At 58.1% G+C, this 16,961-nt stretch carries 15 protein-coding genes and 1 pseudogene; 2 read left to right on the forward strand and 14 right to left on the reverse strand.

Annotated elements, in window-relative coordinates:
• Positions 1–86: 86 nt before the first annotated feature.
• Positions 87–2,267, forward strand: a complete 2,181-nt coding sequence (locus tag HWN36_RS02565; RefSeq protein ID WP_176787934.1) for a PAS domain S-box protein — start codon at positions 87–89, stop codon at positions 2,265–2,267.
• A 65-nt stretch (positions 2,268–2,332) separates the two neighbouring features.
• Here HWN36_RS02565 and HWN36_RS02570 read toward each other — a convergent pair.
• Positions 2,333–2,634 (reverse strand): annotated as a pseudogene (locus tag HWN36_RS02570) (hydroxylamine reductase); the annotation flags it as partial.
• Between the two features lie 159 nt (positions 2,635–2,793).
• On the opposite strand from HWN36_RS02570, the gene HWN36_RS02575 reads away from it, so the two are divergent.
• Entirely contained in the window at positions 2,794–3,954 is a 1,161-nt protein-coding gene (locus tag HWN36_RS02575; protein ID WP_176787935.1) for a TIGR04083 family peptide-modifying radical SAM enzyme, read from the forward strand.
• Between the two features lie 271 nt (positions 3,955–4,225).
• On the opposite strand, the gene HWN36_RS02580 is transcribed toward HWN36_RS02575, so the two are convergent.
• The 13 genes from HWN36_RS02580 to HWN36_RS02635 form a co-directional block, all read right to left on the reverse strand.
• Positions 4,226–4,615, reverse strand: coding sequence for a cupin domain-containing protein (locus tag HWN36_RS02580; RefSeq protein WP_176789555.1), 390 nt, complete (start codon positions 4,613–4,615; stop codon positions 4,226–4,228).
• 54 nt (positions 4,616–4,669) lie between these two features.
• On the reverse strand, positions 4,670–5,662 hold the full coding sequence (locus tag HWN36_RS02585; RefSeq protein ID WP_176787936.1) for a TIGR03557 family F420-dependent LLM class oxidoreductase: 993 nt from the start codon (positions 5,660–5,662) through the stop codon (positions 4,670–4,672).
• Between the two features lie 547 nt (positions 5,663–6,209).
• Positions 6,210–7,577 (reverse strand): PAS domain-containing protein, encoded by a 1,368-nt coding sequence (locus tag HWN36_RS02590; protein ID WP_176787937.1) that lies wholly within the window; start codon positions 7,575–7,577, stop codon positions 6,210–6,212.
• Between the two features lie 313 nt (positions 7,578–7,890).
• Positions 7,891–8,487 (reverse strand): DUF4276 family protein, encoded by a 597-nt coding sequence (locus tag HWN36_RS02595; protein WP_176787938.1) that lies wholly within the window; start codon positions 8,485–8,487, stop codon positions 7,891–7,893.
• Complete coding sequence (locus HWN36_RS02600) at positions 8,484–9,737, reverse strand: AAA family ATPase (RefSeq protein ID WP_246269827.1); 1,254 nt, start codon at positions 9,735–9,737, stop codon at positions 8,484–8,486. The genes HWN36_RS02595 and HWN36_RS02600 overlap by 4 nt, the downstream gene beginning before the upstream one ends.
• Before the next feature lie 235 nt (positions 9,738–9,972).
• A complete protein-coding gene (locus tag HWN36_RS02605; protein WP_343044986.1) occupies positions 9,973–12,129 on the reverse strand; it encodes a GmrSD restriction endonuclease domain-containing protein in 2,157 nt (718 codons plus the stop codon).
• A 71-nt stretch (positions 12,130–12,200) separates the two neighbouring features.
• Positions 12,201–12,335 carry a hypothetical protein gene (locus tag HWN36_RS12115; RefSeq protein WP_281361627.1) on the reverse strand — a complete coding sequence of 45 codons (135 nt, stop codon included), beginning with the start codon at positions 12,333–12,335 and terminating at the stop codon, positions 12,201–12,203.
• A 306-nt stretch (positions 12,336–12,641) separates the two neighbouring features.
• Entirely contained in the window at positions 12,642–14,390 is a 1,749-nt protein-coding gene (locus HWN36_RS02610; RefSeq protein ID WP_176787939.1) for a DUF2070 family protein, read from the reverse strand.
• A gap of 29 nt (positions 14,391–14,419) precedes the next feature.
• Positions 14,420–15,322, reverse strand: coding sequence for a carbohydrate kinase family protein (locus HWN36_RS02615; protein ID WP_176787940.1), 903 nt, complete (start codon positions 15,320–15,322; stop codon positions 14,420–14,422).
• Positions 15,319–15,657 (reverse strand): DUF555 domain-containing protein, encoded by a 339-nt coding sequence (locus tag HWN36_RS02620; protein WP_004038658.1) that lies wholly within the window; start codon positions 15,655–15,657, stop codon positions 15,319–15,321. The genes HWN36_RS02615 and HWN36_RS02620 overlap by 4 nt, the downstream gene beginning before the upstream one ends.
• A gap of 23 nt (positions 15,658–15,680) precedes the next feature.
• On the reverse strand, positions 15,681–16,211 hold the full coding sequence (locus HWN36_RS02625) for a nitroreductase family protein (RefSeq protein ID WP_176787941.1): 531 nt from the start codon (positions 16,209–16,211) through the stop codon (positions 15,681–15,683).
• Positions 16,198–16,554, reverse strand: coding sequence for a hypothetical protein (locus tag HWN36_RS02630; RefSeq protein ID WP_176787942.1), 357 nt, complete (start codon positions 16,552–16,554; stop codon positions 16,198–16,200). Before HWN36_RS02630 ends, HWN36_RS02625 begins: the two co-directional genes overlap by 14 nt.
• 54 nt (positions 16,555–16,608) lie before the next feature.
• The gene (locus tag HWN36_RS02635) at positions 16,609–16,917 is read right to left on the reverse strand and encodes a DUF5350 family protein (protein ID WP_176787943.1); all 309 of its coding nucleotides are present in this window, start codon (positions 16,915–16,917) and stop codon (positions 16,609–16,611) included.
• Positions 16,918–16,961 lie beyond the last annotated feature (44 nt).

Below are 16,961 nucleotides of genomic sequence, written 5' to 3' on the forward strand. Positions count from 1 at the left end.
CTTTCCGCTCCGCCCCGAACGCCCCGCAAGATAAAATATCAAATTATTTATTTTGGTGAATGGATCTATCTTCCTGTGGTGCATTCGTGGAAGACCCCCCCATCCGTATTCTGATCGTCGACGACGAGCCCTCCCTCGGCGAGATCTGCCAGATATTTCTGGAAGAGATGGGCGGATTCTCGTGCGACACCGTCACCTCGGGAGCAGCGGCGCTGGAGCAGGTCTCCACCTCCCCCTATGACGCGATCGTCTCCGATTATCAGATGCCCGGGATGAATGGGATAGAACTGCTCAAGGAGATCCGCGGCAGCGGGATGGATATACCCTTCATCATCTTCACGGGAAAAGGGCGCGAGGCGGTGGTGATCGAGGCCCTGAACAGCGGCGCCGACTTCTACCTCCAGAAAGGGGGGGACCCGGAGGCACTCTTCATCGAACTGGCGTCCAAGATCAGGCAGGCCGTGCAGCGGAAGAGAGCCGAAGAGGCGCTCGTCAGGACGCGGTTCTCGATCGAACACTCTCCTGAGGAGTATTACTGGATCGATCCCGACGGGTATCTCCTCGACGTCAACGAGCAATCCTGCTCCTCCCTCGGCTACACGCGCGAGGAACTCCCGCGCCTGCGGGTGATGGACGTCGACGCCCTCTATGGAGAGGACGAGTGGCGCGCCCTCTGGCAGCGGCTCAAAGAGGAACGCCACCTCAGGATCGAATCGGCCCACCGGAAAAAAGACGGGACCGTCTATCCCGTGGAGGTCTCGCTGGCCCATCACAGGATGGGCGATAAGGAGTTTATGTGCGCCTTTGCCCATGATATCAGCGGGAAAAAGAAAGCACAGGAGGCGGCGCGTCTCTCTGACGTGATGAACCAGGCGATCTTCCAGACATCGGGGGAGGCGACGGCGGTCTTCAATGAAGATACCATCATTGTGATGGCGAACAGAGAGTTTGAGCGTCTTTCCGGGTATCCTGCCTGCGAGCTGGTGGGGAAGAGGAGCTGGACGGAGTTTGTCGTGGAGGAGGACCGGGAACGGCTGCTGGAATATCACCGGCTGAGAGGGGTTCCCGGCGGTTCTGTCCCCAGGTGCTATGAGTTCAGGGTCGTCGACAGATACGGAACGGTGAGGTCGTACAGCGCCGTGGTCGATATGATCCCCGGGACGACCCTGAGGATCGCCTCATATCTCGATATCACCGAGCGCAAACAGGCTGAAGAGGCGATCCGGAAGAGTGAGGAGAACCTCCGCTCTTTCATGAACGCCCTGCCCGAACCGGCCCTCCTGCTGAGCGCAGACGGGGTTGTCCTCGCTGCAAACGATGCGATGGTCGAGGCCTTCGGTCGGCGGGAAGGGGCGACGGTCGGCGGCCCTCTCCACGATCTCTTTCCGAAAGCGTTCACTGTTCTGAAATTGCCTCTCGAAAGGGCGATACGGGAAAAGAGATTCGTCGATGAGGAGTGTTCATTTGAGGGCAGGTACGTCAACGTGAAGATCTGTCCGGTCACCGATGCGGACGGCGATGTCCAGTCTCTTGCAGTCTACGGGATGGATGTCACCGATCAGAATAACACCCGTGACGCCCTGAAAAAGGCCAGCAAAAAACTCAACCTCCTCTCCGGGATCACGAGGCACGACATGCTCAACCAGATCACCGTGGCGCTGGGATCGCTCTCCCTGGCCTCACGACAGATCCCTGATGAGGAGGTCAGGGCACAGATCGAGCGTGCGCATACGGCCGTGGTGAATATCCAGAAGGGGCTTGTATTTGCAAAAGACTATCAGGACATGGGGATGAAGGCCCCGGCGTGGCAGCGCCTGGATGAGGTGGTCAAGGCGGCGGCATCGATCCCCCTTGAGGGCGTCCTCCTCGATGTGCAGACGGCAGCGGTGGAGGTCTTCGCCGATCCGATGCTCCAGAGGGTGTTTGCGAACCTCCTGGACAATGCGGTGCGGCACGGGGAGAGGGTGACGGCGATCAGGATCTCGTTCCATGAACAGGACGACAGGAGCGGCGTTATCGTCGTGGAAGACAACGGCATCGGGATCCCGGAGGCGTTGAAGGAGCGGATATTCGAGAGCGGGTATGGGCGGCACACCGGCCACGGCCTCTTCCTTGTGCGCGAGATCCTGGATATCACCGGCATATCCATCGCAGAGACCGGAGAGGAGGGGAAAGGGGCGCGGTTCGTGATCGCCGCACCTCCGGGAGGATACCGGCCGGCATCTGAGTGCCCGGGCGTTGCGCCTCCGATCGCTCCGCAGACGTGACCTTCCTCAGGTGGAGAGGCGTTTCTCTGCCGGGCGATGAAAAAAGAGCGTGAGTGGTTTTCCTCTCAGTTTTCTGGGGGCAGCACCTTCAGGTCTTCGGCGACGGTGGTGTTCTTCCTGATCCCGAAGTTCTCGACCAGGACGTCCAGGACGCCCGGCGAGACGAAGGCCGGGAGGCGGGGGCCGGGGGTGATCTTCTTCACGCCGAGGTGCAGGAGGGCGAGGAGGATGAGCACCGCCTTGTGCTCGTACCAGGCGATGTGTACGAGATGGGCAGGTCGTTGATCCCGACGCCGAAGGCCTCCGCGAGCGCCTGTGCGATCACCACGAGGGAGTAGCAGTCGTTGCACTGACCGGCATGGAGATCATCGGGGTGGTGAGGGAGATCAAGCGCTGGGCGCTGAAGGGGAAGATCGATAACCTCGCCTGCGGGGCGCAGGACTGCCGGGACTGCGTGCTGTGAAGCCAGATGACGTCTCGCCCCTTCAGCAACCTTATTCATTGAAGAAAGAGAAACAACGCCGTAATGAAAACGCCCTTTCACATCATGCTCGTGCCGACGCTCGGGTGCCCGGCCCACTGCGCATACTGCTGGAGTTCTGAGGAAGGATCCCCGGTCATGAGCATAGAGACCCTCAGGGAAGTGGCCGAATGGCTCAGGGAGTTCAGGGACGACCCCGCCACCGTCACCTTCCACGGCGGCGAACCCCTCCTTGCGGGCGTGGCGTTCTACCGGCAGGCGCTGCCGATGCTCGCCGAAGCGCTGAGCCGCCAGGGGTGCTATTTCGCGCTGCAGACCAACCTCTGGCGGATGACCCCGGAGATGGCCGACGTGCTGGCCGAATACCGCGTCCCCATCGGCTCCAGCATCGACGGCCCGCGGGACCTCAACGACCTCCAGCGGGGGGACGGCTACTTCGATAAGACGATGCGGGGCTACGAGGTCGCACGGGCCCACGGCCTCGACGTCAGTTTCATCTGCACCTTCACGCGCCACTCCGTGGAGCGCCGGGAGGAGATCTTCCAGTTCTTCCTGGAAAATGGGTTCACCCTCAAATTGCACCCGGCCCTGCCCTCCCTTCGCGGCTCAGAACCGGAGAAATGGGCGCTCGCCCCGGAAAAATACGGCGAACTGCTCGTCTACCTCCTCGATCAGGCCCTCGAGCATATGGGCGAGATCGACGTGATGAACATCAACGACCTCTGCCGATGCGTGTTCACCCGCCGCGGCACTGTCTGCACCTTCGCCGACTGCATGGGCAACACCTTTGCCATCGGGCCGGACGGCAGCATCTACCCCTGCTACCGCTTCATCGGGATGCCGGCCTACGTGATGGGGCATGTGCGCGACCGCCCGACCGCCGAAGAACTCGCCGCCTCGCCGGCCGGGCAGTTGATGCAGGCCTATAAGGAGTTCGTGGACGGGCACTGCAAGGAGTGTGCGCACATCAGGTACTGCCGGGGCGGGTGCCCGTACAATGCGATCACCCCGACCGGCGGGGAGATCAGGGACGTCGACCCACATTGCGTCGCGTATAAACGGATCTTCGACGAGATTAACGACCGGTTGAATGACGAGATGTTCAACGCACCCTCCATGATGGATGCAAACCCCTTCGGGCCGCGGCGGAGAAAACCTGCGAAGCCCGGCGTCATGACCCTGATGCACCGGATCGTGATGAAGTAGGGAGGGCGGGGGCACTGGCGGTATTGCCAGAGGGTCGGCCTTCAGCCGTCTGCGACGTTCGGGATCAGGAGGAGACACCGGCGGAATACGTGATGGTGTGCGAACCGGTGCCAGGGACGTTCGATGGGTCAAAAGAAAGGTGATGGGATCCAGAGCGGTGCATCAGGGAGAATCCTCCTCTGTGCCGCCTCTCTGGATTGAGGCTCAACGCCGCAGGCAAACAGCACTGCTGCTTCGCTGCGTCGTGATGGGTCACACGCGGCCTATTGCATTAGATGGCGGGGACGAATTTCGCCAATATATAGAGGTCTTTCCCTTCGGCAATGACGGTGTGCTCCACCCCCGGCGGGGTGACAAAGGAGTACCCGGCGTTGAACCGGATCTCTTTATCCCCGAGAATAAAGACTCCTTTTCCGTCAATGGCCTCATTGAACTCCCACTGGACGTTATGGGAGTGATTGCCCACTTCGCATCCTTTTTCAATCATCACGATATGGCAGCTGAACTGGCCTCCCGTATCCTTTCCTCTGATGAGGTCTTTGAGAAATACTCCCTTGAAAGCCGGATGTTCATACCATGCCGTTTCCTTTGCATCAACCTCCTTCTCCGGATAGATGATCTTTGCTTCATCAAACAGATCGACGATTCGCGATTCTTTCATGATTTCGTCCTCCAGACGGCGATGTATCAAAAAAAAGAGATTTCACCGCCGATCTTAGTCCTTGACGTGCGGAATGACGTCCTTGAAGACATCAATGCCCAGGTTCACGTCGGGGCTTGAATTCCCGAGGCAGAAGTGAGTGATGCCGGCGGCCTTGAATCTCTCGATCTCCTTGATGAGGTCTTCCGCATCGGTCGCGACCATGTAGTTTTCTTTCATCATGTCATGCCCGACAAGGTTTGCGTGGACCTCGACTTCCTTGGAGTCGTAGACCTTGTACTTGAACATGGCAGGGACCAGGCACCCGGCCCAGAAGCGGAGGCCTTCGATTGCCTTCTCATAGTCGGGATCGACCGAGTACCAGATGAGCATCGCACGCTCCATCTTGCTCGGGTCCTTTCCAGAATCGGCTGCACCCTTGACAAAGTTCGGGATCGTGACGTTCTTCAGCACCGAGGGGTCTGCCGCCACCGTCATCAGGTGGTCGCCGTACTTGCCGGCGAGGCGTGCTCCCTTCGGGCCCATGCCGCTGAAGTAGAGGGGTACCTCGTCGTCGGGCTTGGTGTAAAGGAACGCCTTGTCGAGGGTGTAATACTTCCCCTTGAAGGTGACGGGCTCCTGACCGCCCCAGAGCTGGCGCATCACGCCGATGGCCTCCACCGTCATGTCCTGGCGCTCGGGCACGCTCGGCCATTCGCCGGTCACCGGCACTTCGTTCATCGCCTCACCGGCGCCGACGGCGATGCCCACTCTGCCGGGGTACATCTGCCTCAGGGTTGCAAATGTCTGCGCAACGATCGCCGGGTTGTACCTCATGATCGGGCAGGTGATGCAGGTGGAAATAAAGACCTTCTTCGTTGCTTCAAGGGCCGCACCCATCCAGGCCCAGGCCTGTGCGGACTGAGCATTGGTGTGGTACCAGGGGTGGAAGTGGTCGTCAGCCCAGACCGAGTCGAAGCCGACATTTTCTGCTCTTATAGTCTGTTCCAGTGCATCTCTGGGTTTGTATTGCTCCAGAGACGCGAAGTAGCCAACTTTTGTCTCCATGTTCATCGTCTCTCTGACAGAGAGGGGAACCGGTGCATGGATCGCTAACCAAAAGTTAAAATACTGCTGGTATTCTAATCTATTTGGATGGGGCCGGACCTGATGTTCACTCAGGAACTCACAACTTTTCAAGAGTGAATTTCAGATGTTCCCTGTCCATGCGGGCGGTACGCCATCTGCCGTGTTTTGTGCAGGATTCTGACCTACACAGATATGACTTATCTCCTGTGGTTATAACTCTCTCTTTTATTGGTGGTCAATAGGATCAAATGCGATCTTTTTATATGGTGCTGCGCCGGCCGGACGAGCGATCTGATCGGATCTTCCGGTGCTTCCTGACCCGGTACATGATTTCCGTCTGATCTTCCCGTCTCCGGGATCGAAAACGCCCCTGTGACCCGACCTTATGATGAGCAATAAACAGAATGTTTTAATATGATCGTACGCTCGGAGGCGTTATCAGGGGAAGATATCCTGAATCGAGCACCAGGATCTTCCTTTTGTCTGCAGCACCATATTTCGGGGTGCACGCCGGGACGACGATCGACTAACAATTTTCGTTGCAGAGCATTTTTCGATACGTCACTTCTTCTCTCACGTCCTCGGAAAGATCCATCATAAACGAGGCGATCTCCCCGGTCGGCAGTTTGAAGATAAAATGCGTGAGCCATGGGGATGTTTCGTTCCTGATATACTGGAGGGGCGGGACAACCTCGGGAACCCCGGTGCTGTCCACCCGGTTCAACGCCTGACGCACGCTCCTGACCGGGAGGTCGGGGAATGTGACGAAGAGTTTCTTCCCGATCACCTCCTCTTTTTTCACCTGCAAAATAATTTCGAGGGCCTGGTTGACGTCTTTGATGACGAAATCGTCGCCGCCGTCAACAGGCTGGTAGATCAGGACACCGGTGCAGGTGTCGTTAAAGAATGAACGATAGCGTGCTTCGTTGAATTTAAGCTCTTTTTTTGCCAGTCTCTCTGCCGTAGCGTCCATAAAGAGGATGGCATACTCCTGAAATCCGGTTTCACTGGAGATATGAGTGAATGACGCTTCAAAATATGCAATTCCCGACTTTGAGGTGGGCATAATCCGTTCTCGCTTTAAACGATCAAAATCGCAGATGAATTCTATTTCCCCGATCTCTCCGTTGATCAGGGCACTTTTTATCCGTTCTTTTCGGCAGAAGAGATCGAAGAGATTCGTCTGCATCAGATCCTGGTAATGGTCCACGCCGAGCATCCTGAGGGAGGCGCCGTTTGCATTGGTGATGTTTCCCGATTCGTTGAAGAACAATATGCCGCTCGGGACTTTTTTAAAAATAGTCCGTAACTTCTCGTCGCTGATGGAGAGGGCCTCTGCGGTTTGTTTTTGATCGGTAATGTCCCTCAGGGCGATCATGCTGTTCTTGTTTCCGTCCAGAGAAACGGTCGGAATGAATTTGATCGAATAGATCTGGTTGGTGTTCTCGTCGATATGCTCCATCTCGCGGAGAAATCGTTCTCCCCGGATCATTCGATTGATATTTTTTTGAATCGAGGGATCGGAAAAAATATCGATCCCCATGTTAAAAATATTGGTTCCTACCAGTTCTCTCTCTTTTAATACGTCGAATTTGGAAAAAAAACTTTTATTTGCCATCAGGATCCGGGCACCGGCGTCCATGATGACGATGATGTCTGTCGTATAATCGAAGAGGGATGCCGTCGGGATTCGTTCGGAAATGGTGTATAATTTTGATTTGCCGTAATGCGCCATTGTCACCTGGCCGTTGATCCTGAGAATGTCCAGGTATTTGGCTACCGTCCCCCGGTTTATCTCAAGATTTCTGGAAATGGCCGAAATAGACATTTTTTGCGGGCTTTTCTCCCTGAGATACTCCCGAACGGCAATGAGTTTCTCCTGATACTCTTCCATCGCTATGCTGTAGTATGTAAAATTGATTATATACGCTTTGTTTATTCCGTGCGGGGGGGTCGGGTCTGAGGGGGGCGGTGTAGATCAGGAGCGGCGTCGGCGGCCATGCCTCCGGGAAGAGGTTCATCAAGTACCCATCACGTAACAAAACCAGGGCATATCTCAGGGAATCTGGAGATTGCCGGCGATCGCACCAGTCTTGATCTTGCCGGGCCGGCGCTCGGAGGTGTGGTCATCAAGTATTTCTCCGGTCTGGTGCCTCCTGTCGAAGATCATGGGTCAGAGGGAGATGGTCGACCGCCTGGGGTGTCGATTAGAGTCTCTCATCCATGATACGTTTCATGCGCCGAAACGCCGCCAGACGATCCTCCAGGGCCGCGGGGTTGAGTGCACCCAACACCTCAAAAGAGCGCTGCCCCTTCTGATAGGCATTCGAGCAGCCACGAGTTGCATCTTTCAGGCTCTCCTGAATCTCACGGCGTTCACGCCGCTCGATATTCTTCAGTGGCAGCAACGCCGACTCTCTGAAACAACCGCCATAGTGCCGCCTGAGAGTATCGGGATCGCTTGCAATCCAGGTCTCCATGCAGGTGGTCATAAACAACACCTGCCCGTCATCGCCGCCATCTGGTCGCTCCCACCCGTCGCGCTCCTGGAGATGGTCCCAGGTCTTTTCCGGATCCCTCACTGGATCCTCGCTGTCTACCAGCATGGCGATGTAATCTGCGTTGCTGTTTGCGTGCGCCGTCAAAAAATCATGATATGTGGAATCCCGACTGCCGCAAGCGACAAGTTGCGGCATCCTCCCCCTGTATCCTGTAGACTCCAGCAATTTTCTGAAGCCCTCACGGCAACGGCTATGCAATTCCTTGGAATCACCACCACCCTCCAGGTAAATCTTCGCCTTCACCAGCGTGTTCCCCCGATTTCTCCCTTGAGCCAGAGTTCGCCAAGGCGGTACCGCTCCAGCCATGCTGCAAGATCATCACGGTTCAGGCGCCGCACCCTGGTTCTGCCATCACTTTTCTCGCAAACAACAATCGATTCCGGCGTCCCGGTCAGGGCATCCACCAGAATATCCGAGTGCGTCGTCACAATCAACTGGCAGCGCTCCGATGCCGCTATCAGCAGGTCTGCCAGGTGGGGCAGGACGTCGGGGTGCAGACCCAGTTCGGGCTCCTCGATGCAGACCAGCGGCGGGGGGTTTGGGTGGCAGAGAATTGCGATCAGGCAGAGGTAGCGCAACGTACCGTCAGAGAGGCGGGTTGCCGGGATGCTGAACGCCCCCTCTTCCAGGTACAGTTGGACCCATCCGCCCTCGATCTGTATGTTGAAATCGTCGATTTCAGGGAAGAGGTAATTCAGCGCTTCAAGAATTTCCTGTTTTGCGTGAGGGCGCAGTGAATTTAAAACAAGAGGCAGATTTTCACATGTCTCCAGCAGGTACCCGGTAGGAAGGTCGGCCTTTTGCAGTTGCCTTGGAGGGGTATAGCGGCCGAACGTCCATTCTCGATACAGGCGGAATTGACTATAATGATCTGCCAGATAGGAGAGCACCGGGTAACGCTCTGGATCTTTGATCTGGGACAGAATTGATTTTTCAGGATCGATCCAGTCCCTCGCCAGGTGCCGCTCTTCGCTCTCCCCTGCATTTGAACAGACACCGGTCTTGAACTCCGGTCTCTCGCTCAACCTGATCCGCCCGTTCTCGTTCTGGTAATAATAGAGGGGATACTGGTAGCCTGCGTACGGGTCTCGGTTTTCGATCCGCTCTGCAGTGACTTCAAACCGCCTGCCGTGCTCCACAAAGGAAAAACTGTGCCGTATTGGCATATCGGGGCGATCCGGGTTGTGGATAATCGCCTCGATAGTTGCAGTGGGATTCTGCGCACCTTTCCACAACCAGTCGCGCACGCCGCCGGCCTCCTTCACTGGTGCTGAAAGATCTCTGGGTGCCGCACGCAGTACACTGATCGCTTCGAGCAGGTTGGATTTGCCTGAGCCGTTCGGGCCGATCAGCACGTTCAGCGGACCGAGCGGAATTGGTTCGGTTTCCGGCCCGAAGGATAGAAAGTTCGTTAGGTGGAGTTCTTTCAATATTGGTTCATTCATGATCGATGCATCCTTTTCTCCTGAACGGTCATCTCCCAACCGCCGCAAGGCACGTTCTCTAGGTGCTGGCCCTGTCCCATTGTCGAGAGGTTTTTGTCTTCTCTCCTAAAATATCTTCGATAGATGTATCGGCGGGACGGTGCGCCTCCACCGTCCGGAGAGTGAATTGGTCCTGCCCGCACGGCGGATGGGCGGTCCAGTCCTGGCTTAAAGGTCAGGAATGCACCCGGATACCTGAGATGCTGCTGGACAATCGCCCTATAACCCTGCGCGATTCACCGCCTTATTTCCTCAATACTTGCCCAAACCAGAGTATGGCGGCCTCACCTTCCTTGCGTGTGATCTCGTCCACGCTACGGCTGTGGCGGATACCATTGCGAAGTTCTGCAAGCTGGTTAAATTTGCCGATCAGCATATCCTTATTGGTAAAGCGCTGCTCAAAAACCGGCCATAGAGCCTTGCTCACAATGATTCCCTGCACCTCGCGGAGATCACAGTATTCTAACTTTCCCGCAAGCCTCCCATACTGCTCAATGTCCACCGCCGGGTTCTTTCTGGCAGCGCTCAGGATACGCTCGTCTGCCTTCTGCAGGAACTGAAGCGGCACCCGTGCCGAATCGTCCTCCAGTGCCGCAGTAATGACGTTGCGCAGACCGAGTTCCACTTGCTCAATATCTTCATCTAGATCGCGCAGGTGAGGAGGCAGATCCAGCCGTTCCTTAATGAGCAGACTCTCTACAGCCTGCTGGATGGTCCGCTGCCGCTCTGTGATAAACGCTTCGAAATCTTCGGGTGTGAAAGGATCGCGCAGGAGGATCGCCATAGCAGCAGGAGAGATAAAATGTGACTCCAGAATGGCGCGCACATTTGACTCGCCGTTCTCTGCGATCATCTCGGGGAGATAGGCATTCGGAAGCCGATCTCTGATGACGTTCCTGTTAGTATCTTCTGTGAGCGGCGTACGGTTCAGGATGGTGTGGACCTGATTTTTTTGCAGGTATACATCTCCCCACGCTACCGGAACGATATGGTGATCATCGAGATCATCGTGTTGCGGAACATTGCCTGTCGTCAGGTCGCGGGCGCCCTGCAACACCAGCAGGTTGAAGATCCCGTTATAGACTGAACTGCCCCGTTTCACCCCCCGGCGCAGGTCAAGGGTGGTAAAACGGCTCTTGAACTCCTGGATCAGTGAGGGCGCCGCGCTATCATCATCAAACCATGTTTTAATATCCAGGAAGTCACGCGCACTGGTTGACTCCACAGAACCCGAATAGCGGTTGGTGAAGACGCTCGCCCAGTACCAGTGCCGGATCTTCCGCTGGGCATCAAGACGGCGAGTGGCTGGAAGTGTCTTCACATGCGCCTGTAGTGCAGCAAACGCGGGAAGGATTGAGACGTAGGGGAGATATCTGGGCGAGATCGCCCCAAATTCCTGGGGGTGGCGCAGGAGTTTTATTGCCGTCTCGATCGCTTCAACTGCGTGATCCCAGTGCGTCTCGAAATCTGCAGTATCCTGCACGAGCACTTCTCTCCGCCTGGTACCGTCCGGCCCTCGCACTGGCTTGTCCTGACCAGGCATCAGGAAGTAGAGGTACTTGGGCGAACAGTATGCCTGACGGAGGATTGACATCACCTGGAGGATGTAGACATTCATCTTCTCGGTATCGACAAATGCCAGGCGAGGCTTTGCGTTGCGCCACATCTGTTTGAGCTGAAGCCCCTTTGGCTTGAGCAGCGCGTTCATCAGGTCAAAGACGTCCAGACGAACACCGCGGCTGTTGATCTGGGTGAAAATGTCACATACTTTATCGATGGCAAGGTCGCGATCAAGTTCGATGTAGGAGATCTGGTACTGCTCTGTGATCTCCTTCAGGTGTTCGCCGAAGGTCCGAGCGTTCGTGACGTGCTGGGCTGCCTCCCTGGCACCGGCCAGATCGCCTTCTTCTTCCATCTTCCTTGTCCGATCTTTCCAGAACTGCTCGTAGCCCTGAACCCAGTTCGGCAACTTCCAGCCTCCAGAACCGATGATGGAGAGTGGAAAGATATGTTCCTCGAACTGGATCGCCTGATCGTTCATCAGCCTTGAGGTACGCTGCGAGAGCCAGTCGTAGTAGAATGCCTCGTCGTATTCCTCAGCCATGAAGAGATCCACGCGCAAAAAATAGTAGGCGCGTTTTGTCCGCCGGGGAAGTGTGACGTCTGGGGCGAAGAAGGCATAATACATCGCCGTCAACCGCTGCTGCCCGTCCAGTACGATGTATTCTGGCCTGCCACCCAGATTATAGCCATAAATCGGTTCGCAGGAAAGTGCATCGAAGTTTTCCTCCTTGCCTTTCCACAGCAGCAGGCTACCGATATAGTAATCGAGAAAGATTGAACGCATTAACTCCTTGATGTCCCGTGGTTCCCACTCGAATTCTCGCTGGAAGTCGGGAATAACAAAGCGACCTTCTTATAACCGGCTGGTGAGGGAGTTCAGGCTGATATGGTCGAGCTTCTGCGCATCTCTCATCGTGCACCCCCTTCGAGGATCTCATCCAGCAGCCCCTTGTAACCTTTCCGTCTCGCAAGCACATCGGTATGGATCTCTTCCAACATTCGTATCGGCTGCAGTTTGCAGGTGTTCAGGTATGGTCGTCTCATGTCCAACTCCAGAGGGGAATGATTGGTCCGGTTATCTCGTGGGAGAGGTGATTGCAACCTTCAGCCGGCTCTGTCGGTGAGGCGCAAAGATCGGATTCGTCCTTTATGGGCTCTGTCGAGGAGAGGGGAGCGCCATGCACCTATGCATCAAACAGTCCTCGCTGTCTCCATGCAGGCACTAACAACACTTTTTTTCCTGAACCATTAATATAGTGGTTTGAATCGGTAGAAAAAACGGCCCGCAGGGGTGCCTGACCGATCCCGAGTTGTTCCTCAAAACAAAAAAAGTGTCGGGGAAAGCCCCCCTCATCCCATCACCAGATACGCGATCACCGACAACAAAAACGCCACCAGCAGGATCGCAAGCGAAAGGGGCGGGATAAAGACGAGCATCGCGTTCACCGTGCTCGCCAGCTCAGAGATCCGGTTCGAGCCGAAGACCATGATGTCCCGGCAGCAGGCCGACGCCGCCCCCACCCTGGCCGGGGCGAGGTCGGCGATCGCCGCCTGCACCGCCTCTACCGCATAGGGGACGATCCGCTCCGGCGGGACATGCATCCCGACCGGGTTCTTCCCGCTGATCGTGTTCACCACATGGGAGTCTGAGGTCATCGCCTCGCACTCGTCCACCAGGCCGGCGACCGCCGCCAGCACCGCCGGGCGCAGGCCCTCGACCATATTGTTCCCGTCGAAGAGGACATAGGCCGTCCGCTGCCCGTCCACCTCGATCACGAGCGCCTGCACCCCGATATCCCCGAACCCCTCCTCGCGGGAGAACGGCACCGGCACATGCGCCACCCCGGCCCTGAAGGGGTGCACGGCGCCGCCCGCCGCCGCGGCGATCCCCCGGGCCGCAGCCGAGAGATACTCGTTGCCCACCTTCGAGCCCAGGGCGACCGGCGAGGCCACGTCGGCCATGCAGTTGTGGGCGTCGACAAAGGCGCAGTGCGAGAACCTGCTGTGCCCCTCGGCCATGATTGTCATCCCGATCGAGAAATCGAGGTCCTCGGTCTTCTTTGGCCAGCGCGTCGAGACCATCATCAGGGCGTCCCCCACCGGCTGGCAGAGCACGCTCACCGAACCGGTCTGGAGGCGCTGCGATCGCCCGGCCCTGGGGACGAACGAAACGCCGTCGAGGGCGTCCTGCATCGCCGCAACGATCTTCTCGGACTCAGACTCCGAGACCAGGTTGAAGTCGTGCGTCGAACACCCGTGGGTGGTGAGCACCTCCTCGGGGAAGGCGTCGTGGATCCGCTTTGTCAGGTTTCCGCCGCCGATCTCCCCCATCGGGCCCGGGTGGACATTCGGGACGGTGAAGATGATGCCGTCCTTCCCCTCGCGTTCAAACGCCAGGGTGACCTGCGGCACCGTCACCTCCTCGCCGATCTCCCGGAAAAAGTCCTCCATCCGCTTCGAGCCGTCGGTCATATGCTCGATAAACGTGTTGATGAAGTTCAGGGCGCTGATGTGGAAGCCCTTGTTCAGCGGGCGCTCGACGAACCAGATGAAGAGCAGGCACCCGAACCCGAAGACCAGGTGCAGCACCGCCCCGAGGGCGATATAGCCCGGCCCGAAGAAGAGGGACGCCGCGGCGATCCCGAGCACGCTCTGCGGCAGGGCCGGCAGAACGACGCGGGAAAGGTGGTAATCGGCGATCGCCGCCAGTACGAGCATCCTGATCCCGAAGACGAGTCCCATCGCGATCGCAAAGCTGAGCGGGAGGTAGGCCGCCAGCCCGAGCGCCACCGGGAATATGGCGACGATCACCGCAAAGACCGTTCCCGCCGCCGCCAGCAGGGCCGAGCGGTTCCAGGTGATCATCCGTCCCCGGGTGCGGATCAGGGGCCGCGTCAGGAGGGTCGTCAGGATGCCGGGCACGGAGAAGGCAAGGGTGCCGAAAAAGAGTACGATGCTCTCCGACCGCATGCTTGCGGCGTCGATGAGCATCCCGAGGATGATGATGATCGCAAGGGAACGGGGCCATGACGGCGCCGTGAAGATGTACTTCGACAGCCCGGCCATCCTGACGTCGCTGCCATCGCTCTGCTCTGTCATCGGTTCTCTCTCCATGTACGCTGCCAATCTTATCCGAGCCGACCGAAATGCTGCTCGTGCCGCTCTGCCATCCGCTGCCAGGTCGGCAGGTTCGTCTGGCAGCCCATCTCTTCGACCGCAAACGAGGCGGTCACCGTCCCGATAGTGCAGCAGCGCAAGGGGGCGTAGCCCCGGCGGTAGGCCGTCAAAAATCCGGCCCGGAAAGCGTCCCCGGCCCCGGTCGGGTCGGCCGCCTTCACGCGCACCGCCGGCACCGTCTGGCGTTCGCCGCGGATACAGAGCATGCATCCCTCTGCGTCCATCGTGAAGACGGCGATCTCCACCCGGGCTGCGAGGTCGTGGACCGATATCCCGAGCGTCCTGGCCATCTGCGCCGCCTCGTGCCGGTTCGCAAACAGGACGGTGATATTGTCCAGGATCGTCTCGAACTGCTCCTTTGAGTATTTCGAGATGTCCTGCCCGGGATCGAACGAGGCGAAATCGCTCTTCTCCGCAACCCTCACGTTGAACGACGGGTCGGCGGTCGCCATGTGGACGAAATCAAGGGCAGGCGCCTCAGCGGTCTCGAAGACCCTGGACGCCCCCCAGTCGAAGAAGGTGATCTGGTCCCCGCCCTCGTCGTTGAACATAAAGGCGGTGGCCGTCGGGCGGTCATCGACATAAAAAAACTGCCGGGAAATCCCGAGTTCTTCCATGTGCCGCTCGTAGGCGCTGCCGGGAAAGTCAGACCCGACGGCGCTCACCAGGGTGCAGGGCTCGCCCAGGGTGGCGATCCCGGCGGCGATGTTCGCCGCCCCGCCGCCGAAGAAGATCTGGTGGTCTATGGTCGGGACCGAGGTGTGCCGTTCAGGAAAATTCGACACACGGCAAATATGGTCGATTGCCGTGTGCCCGACGACGCTGATCGGCTCCGCCGCACCGGGGATGTTCATAACTCCTGGACGTCCGTGACTTTCAGCGGGACGTTGCCGAGTGCCCGGCCGATGACGGACTTTGCAATCCTGGAAGCGTGCTCGCCCGACTCGGCGTTGAAGACCTTCATGTCAAGGGACAGCCCGACCAGCGCCGTGTTGGCGACGACAAGAGCGCAGTTCAGGTCGTTCTCGCAGTACGGGCACTGGATAAACCCGCTTTCAATCTCAACAAACTTCGCCGAGGGATTGAGCCGTTTTCCGGCCTCGCTGATCGCGATCCCGATGGCGTCGTCAAGGGACTTGACGTCCTTGATGACCCATGCTGATTCAAGTGATACGTTGTAATCGGTCATGAAATCTCACAGTTCCAGAAAATTTACCAGGTCTCTCTATGGATATGCTCGCCGACCGGCATACGTCCGGTCCGCGCCGCCGGCACGACCCCCCTCCCGACCGCAAGCAGCGCCACCGGGCGGATGTGCGCGGGAATACCGAGCACCTCCCTGACGGCGTCCTCGTCAAAGGCGCCGGTCCAGCAGGAGTGGAGACGCAGGGCGTGTGCTGCGAGCATCATATAGGTGCACGCAATCGTTGCGTCCTCAAGGGCATAAAGAATACCCCGCTCGCCGTATCTGGACATCGAACGCACGTAGTTCGAGCAGACCGCGAGGATCACCGGCGCGGCGGCGATGTGCTCCTGGTCGTAGGCGGCCCCGGCCAGCGCCTCGCGCTGGTCCTCCGCCCTCACCAGGACGACGTCCCATGCCTCCAGGTTGCCTGCGCTCGGCGCCGAGGAGGCGGCCTTCAGGATAGCGGCGACCTCCTCGTCGGTGACGCCCGTGTCGGTGTCGTATTCGCGGACCGACTGCCGGGCTTCGAGAAACGCAAGGAACTCAGAGGAGTCCATGGCTGCTGAGCGCCTCCCATGCCTCCTGGGCTGCGGTGGTCGCCGCCGAGACCGCACCGGCAACCGCCGGAACCGCCTCGTCGTAGTTCCCCCCCTCGACCATGGCGATCACGGAACTCAGCGTCTCGATCGCCTTCTTAAACGAGGCATGGCCGGTGCTCCTGTGGGCGAACTCGAGATCTGCCCGGACGTCCTCGAGCATGAGAAGAAGCATCTTCTTCCCGCCGGCCTTTTCGGCATCTGAAAAGCCGGTCAGGGCGGCGATCAGTTTTGACGCACGGATCAGTTCGGATTTTGCTTTTTCACCGTACTGATACTGCAAAACGGCCGTCTTCGGATCCATACATTGAATGGATGCAGAAGATATAAAAGATGATTTGGAGGGGGATATCACGCCTTATCTGGACTTCTGCTTCACGCCCATCGCAGTGGTCTTGGACCGCGGCATGCGCCTGCGGACCCGCGGGTCGTTGATCTTCGGGGCGCCGCGTGCACCGCCGCGTCCACCGCTGCGGCGCTGCTGGGGTCTGCCGCCCCGGCCCTGCTGGCGCTCGGCCTGGATTGCGATCTTCCTCAGTGTCGACGAGGGCTTGAAGCGCTGGTTCGGACCCGGCTTCTTTGTGGTTGACTCCTTTGCTCTAACCAGGCGGATCTTGCCTGCGACATTCTTCACCTGTGCCCAGGTGGTGGTTCCTGTTTTTCCCATAATCAGACTCCCTATATATTTACTCAGTACCGGGTTTAAAGATG

It is taken from the genome of Methanofollis tationis (genome assembly GCF_013377755.1).
GTDB classification, from domain to species: domain Archaea; phylum Halobacteriota; class Methanomicrobia; order Methanomicrobiales; family Methanofollaceae; genus Methanofollis; species Methanofollis tationis.

Bases quoted from the DNA above. Each gene is read 5' to 3' on its own strand.
- HWN36_RS02615 (WP_176787940.1), bottom strand. From the start codon at position 15,322: ATGAACATCCCCGGTGCGGCGGAGCCGATCAGCGTCGTCGGGCACACG.
- HWN36_RS02630 (WP_176787942.1), bottom strand. From the start codon at position 16,554: ATGGATCCGAAGACGGCCGTTTTGCAGTATCAGTACGGTGAAAAAGCA.
- HWN36_RS12115 (WP_281361627.1), bottom strand. From the start codon at position 12,335: ATGAGACGACCATACCTGAACACCTGCAAACTGCAGCCGATACGAATG.
- HWN36_RS02580 (WP_176789555.1), bottom strand. From the start codon at position 4,615: ATGAAAGAATCGCGAATCGTCGATCTGTTTGATGAAGCAAAGATCATC.
- HWN36_RS02610 (WP_176787939.1), bottom strand. From the start codon at position 14,390: ATGACAGAGCAGAGCGATGGCAGCGACGTCAGGATGGCCGGGCTGTCG.
- HWN36_RS02575 (WP_176787935.1), top strand. From the start codon at position 2,794: ATGAAAACGCCCTTTCACATCATGCTCGTGCCGACGCTCGGGTGCCCG.
- HWN36_RS02590 (WP_176787937.1), bottom strand. From the start codon at position 7,577: ATGGAAGAGTATCAGGAGAAACTCATTGCCGTTCGGGAGTATCTCAGG.
- HWN36_RS02635 (WP_176787943.1), bottom strand. From the start codon at position 16,917: ATGGGAAAAACAGGAACCACCACCTGGGCACAGGTGAAGAATGTCGCA.
- HWN36_RS02620 (WP_004038658.1), bottom strand. From the start codon at position 15,657: ATGACCGATTACAACGTATCACTTGAATCAGCATGGGTCATCAAGGAC.
- HWN36_RS02585 (WP_176787936.1), bottom strand. From the start codon at position 5,662: ATGGAGACAAAAGTTGGCTACTTCGCGTCTCTGGAGCAATACAAACCC.
- HWN36_RS02625 (WP_176787941.1), bottom strand. From the start codon at position 16,211: ATGGACTCCTCTGAGTTCCTTGCGTTTCTCGAAGCCCGGCAGTCGGTC.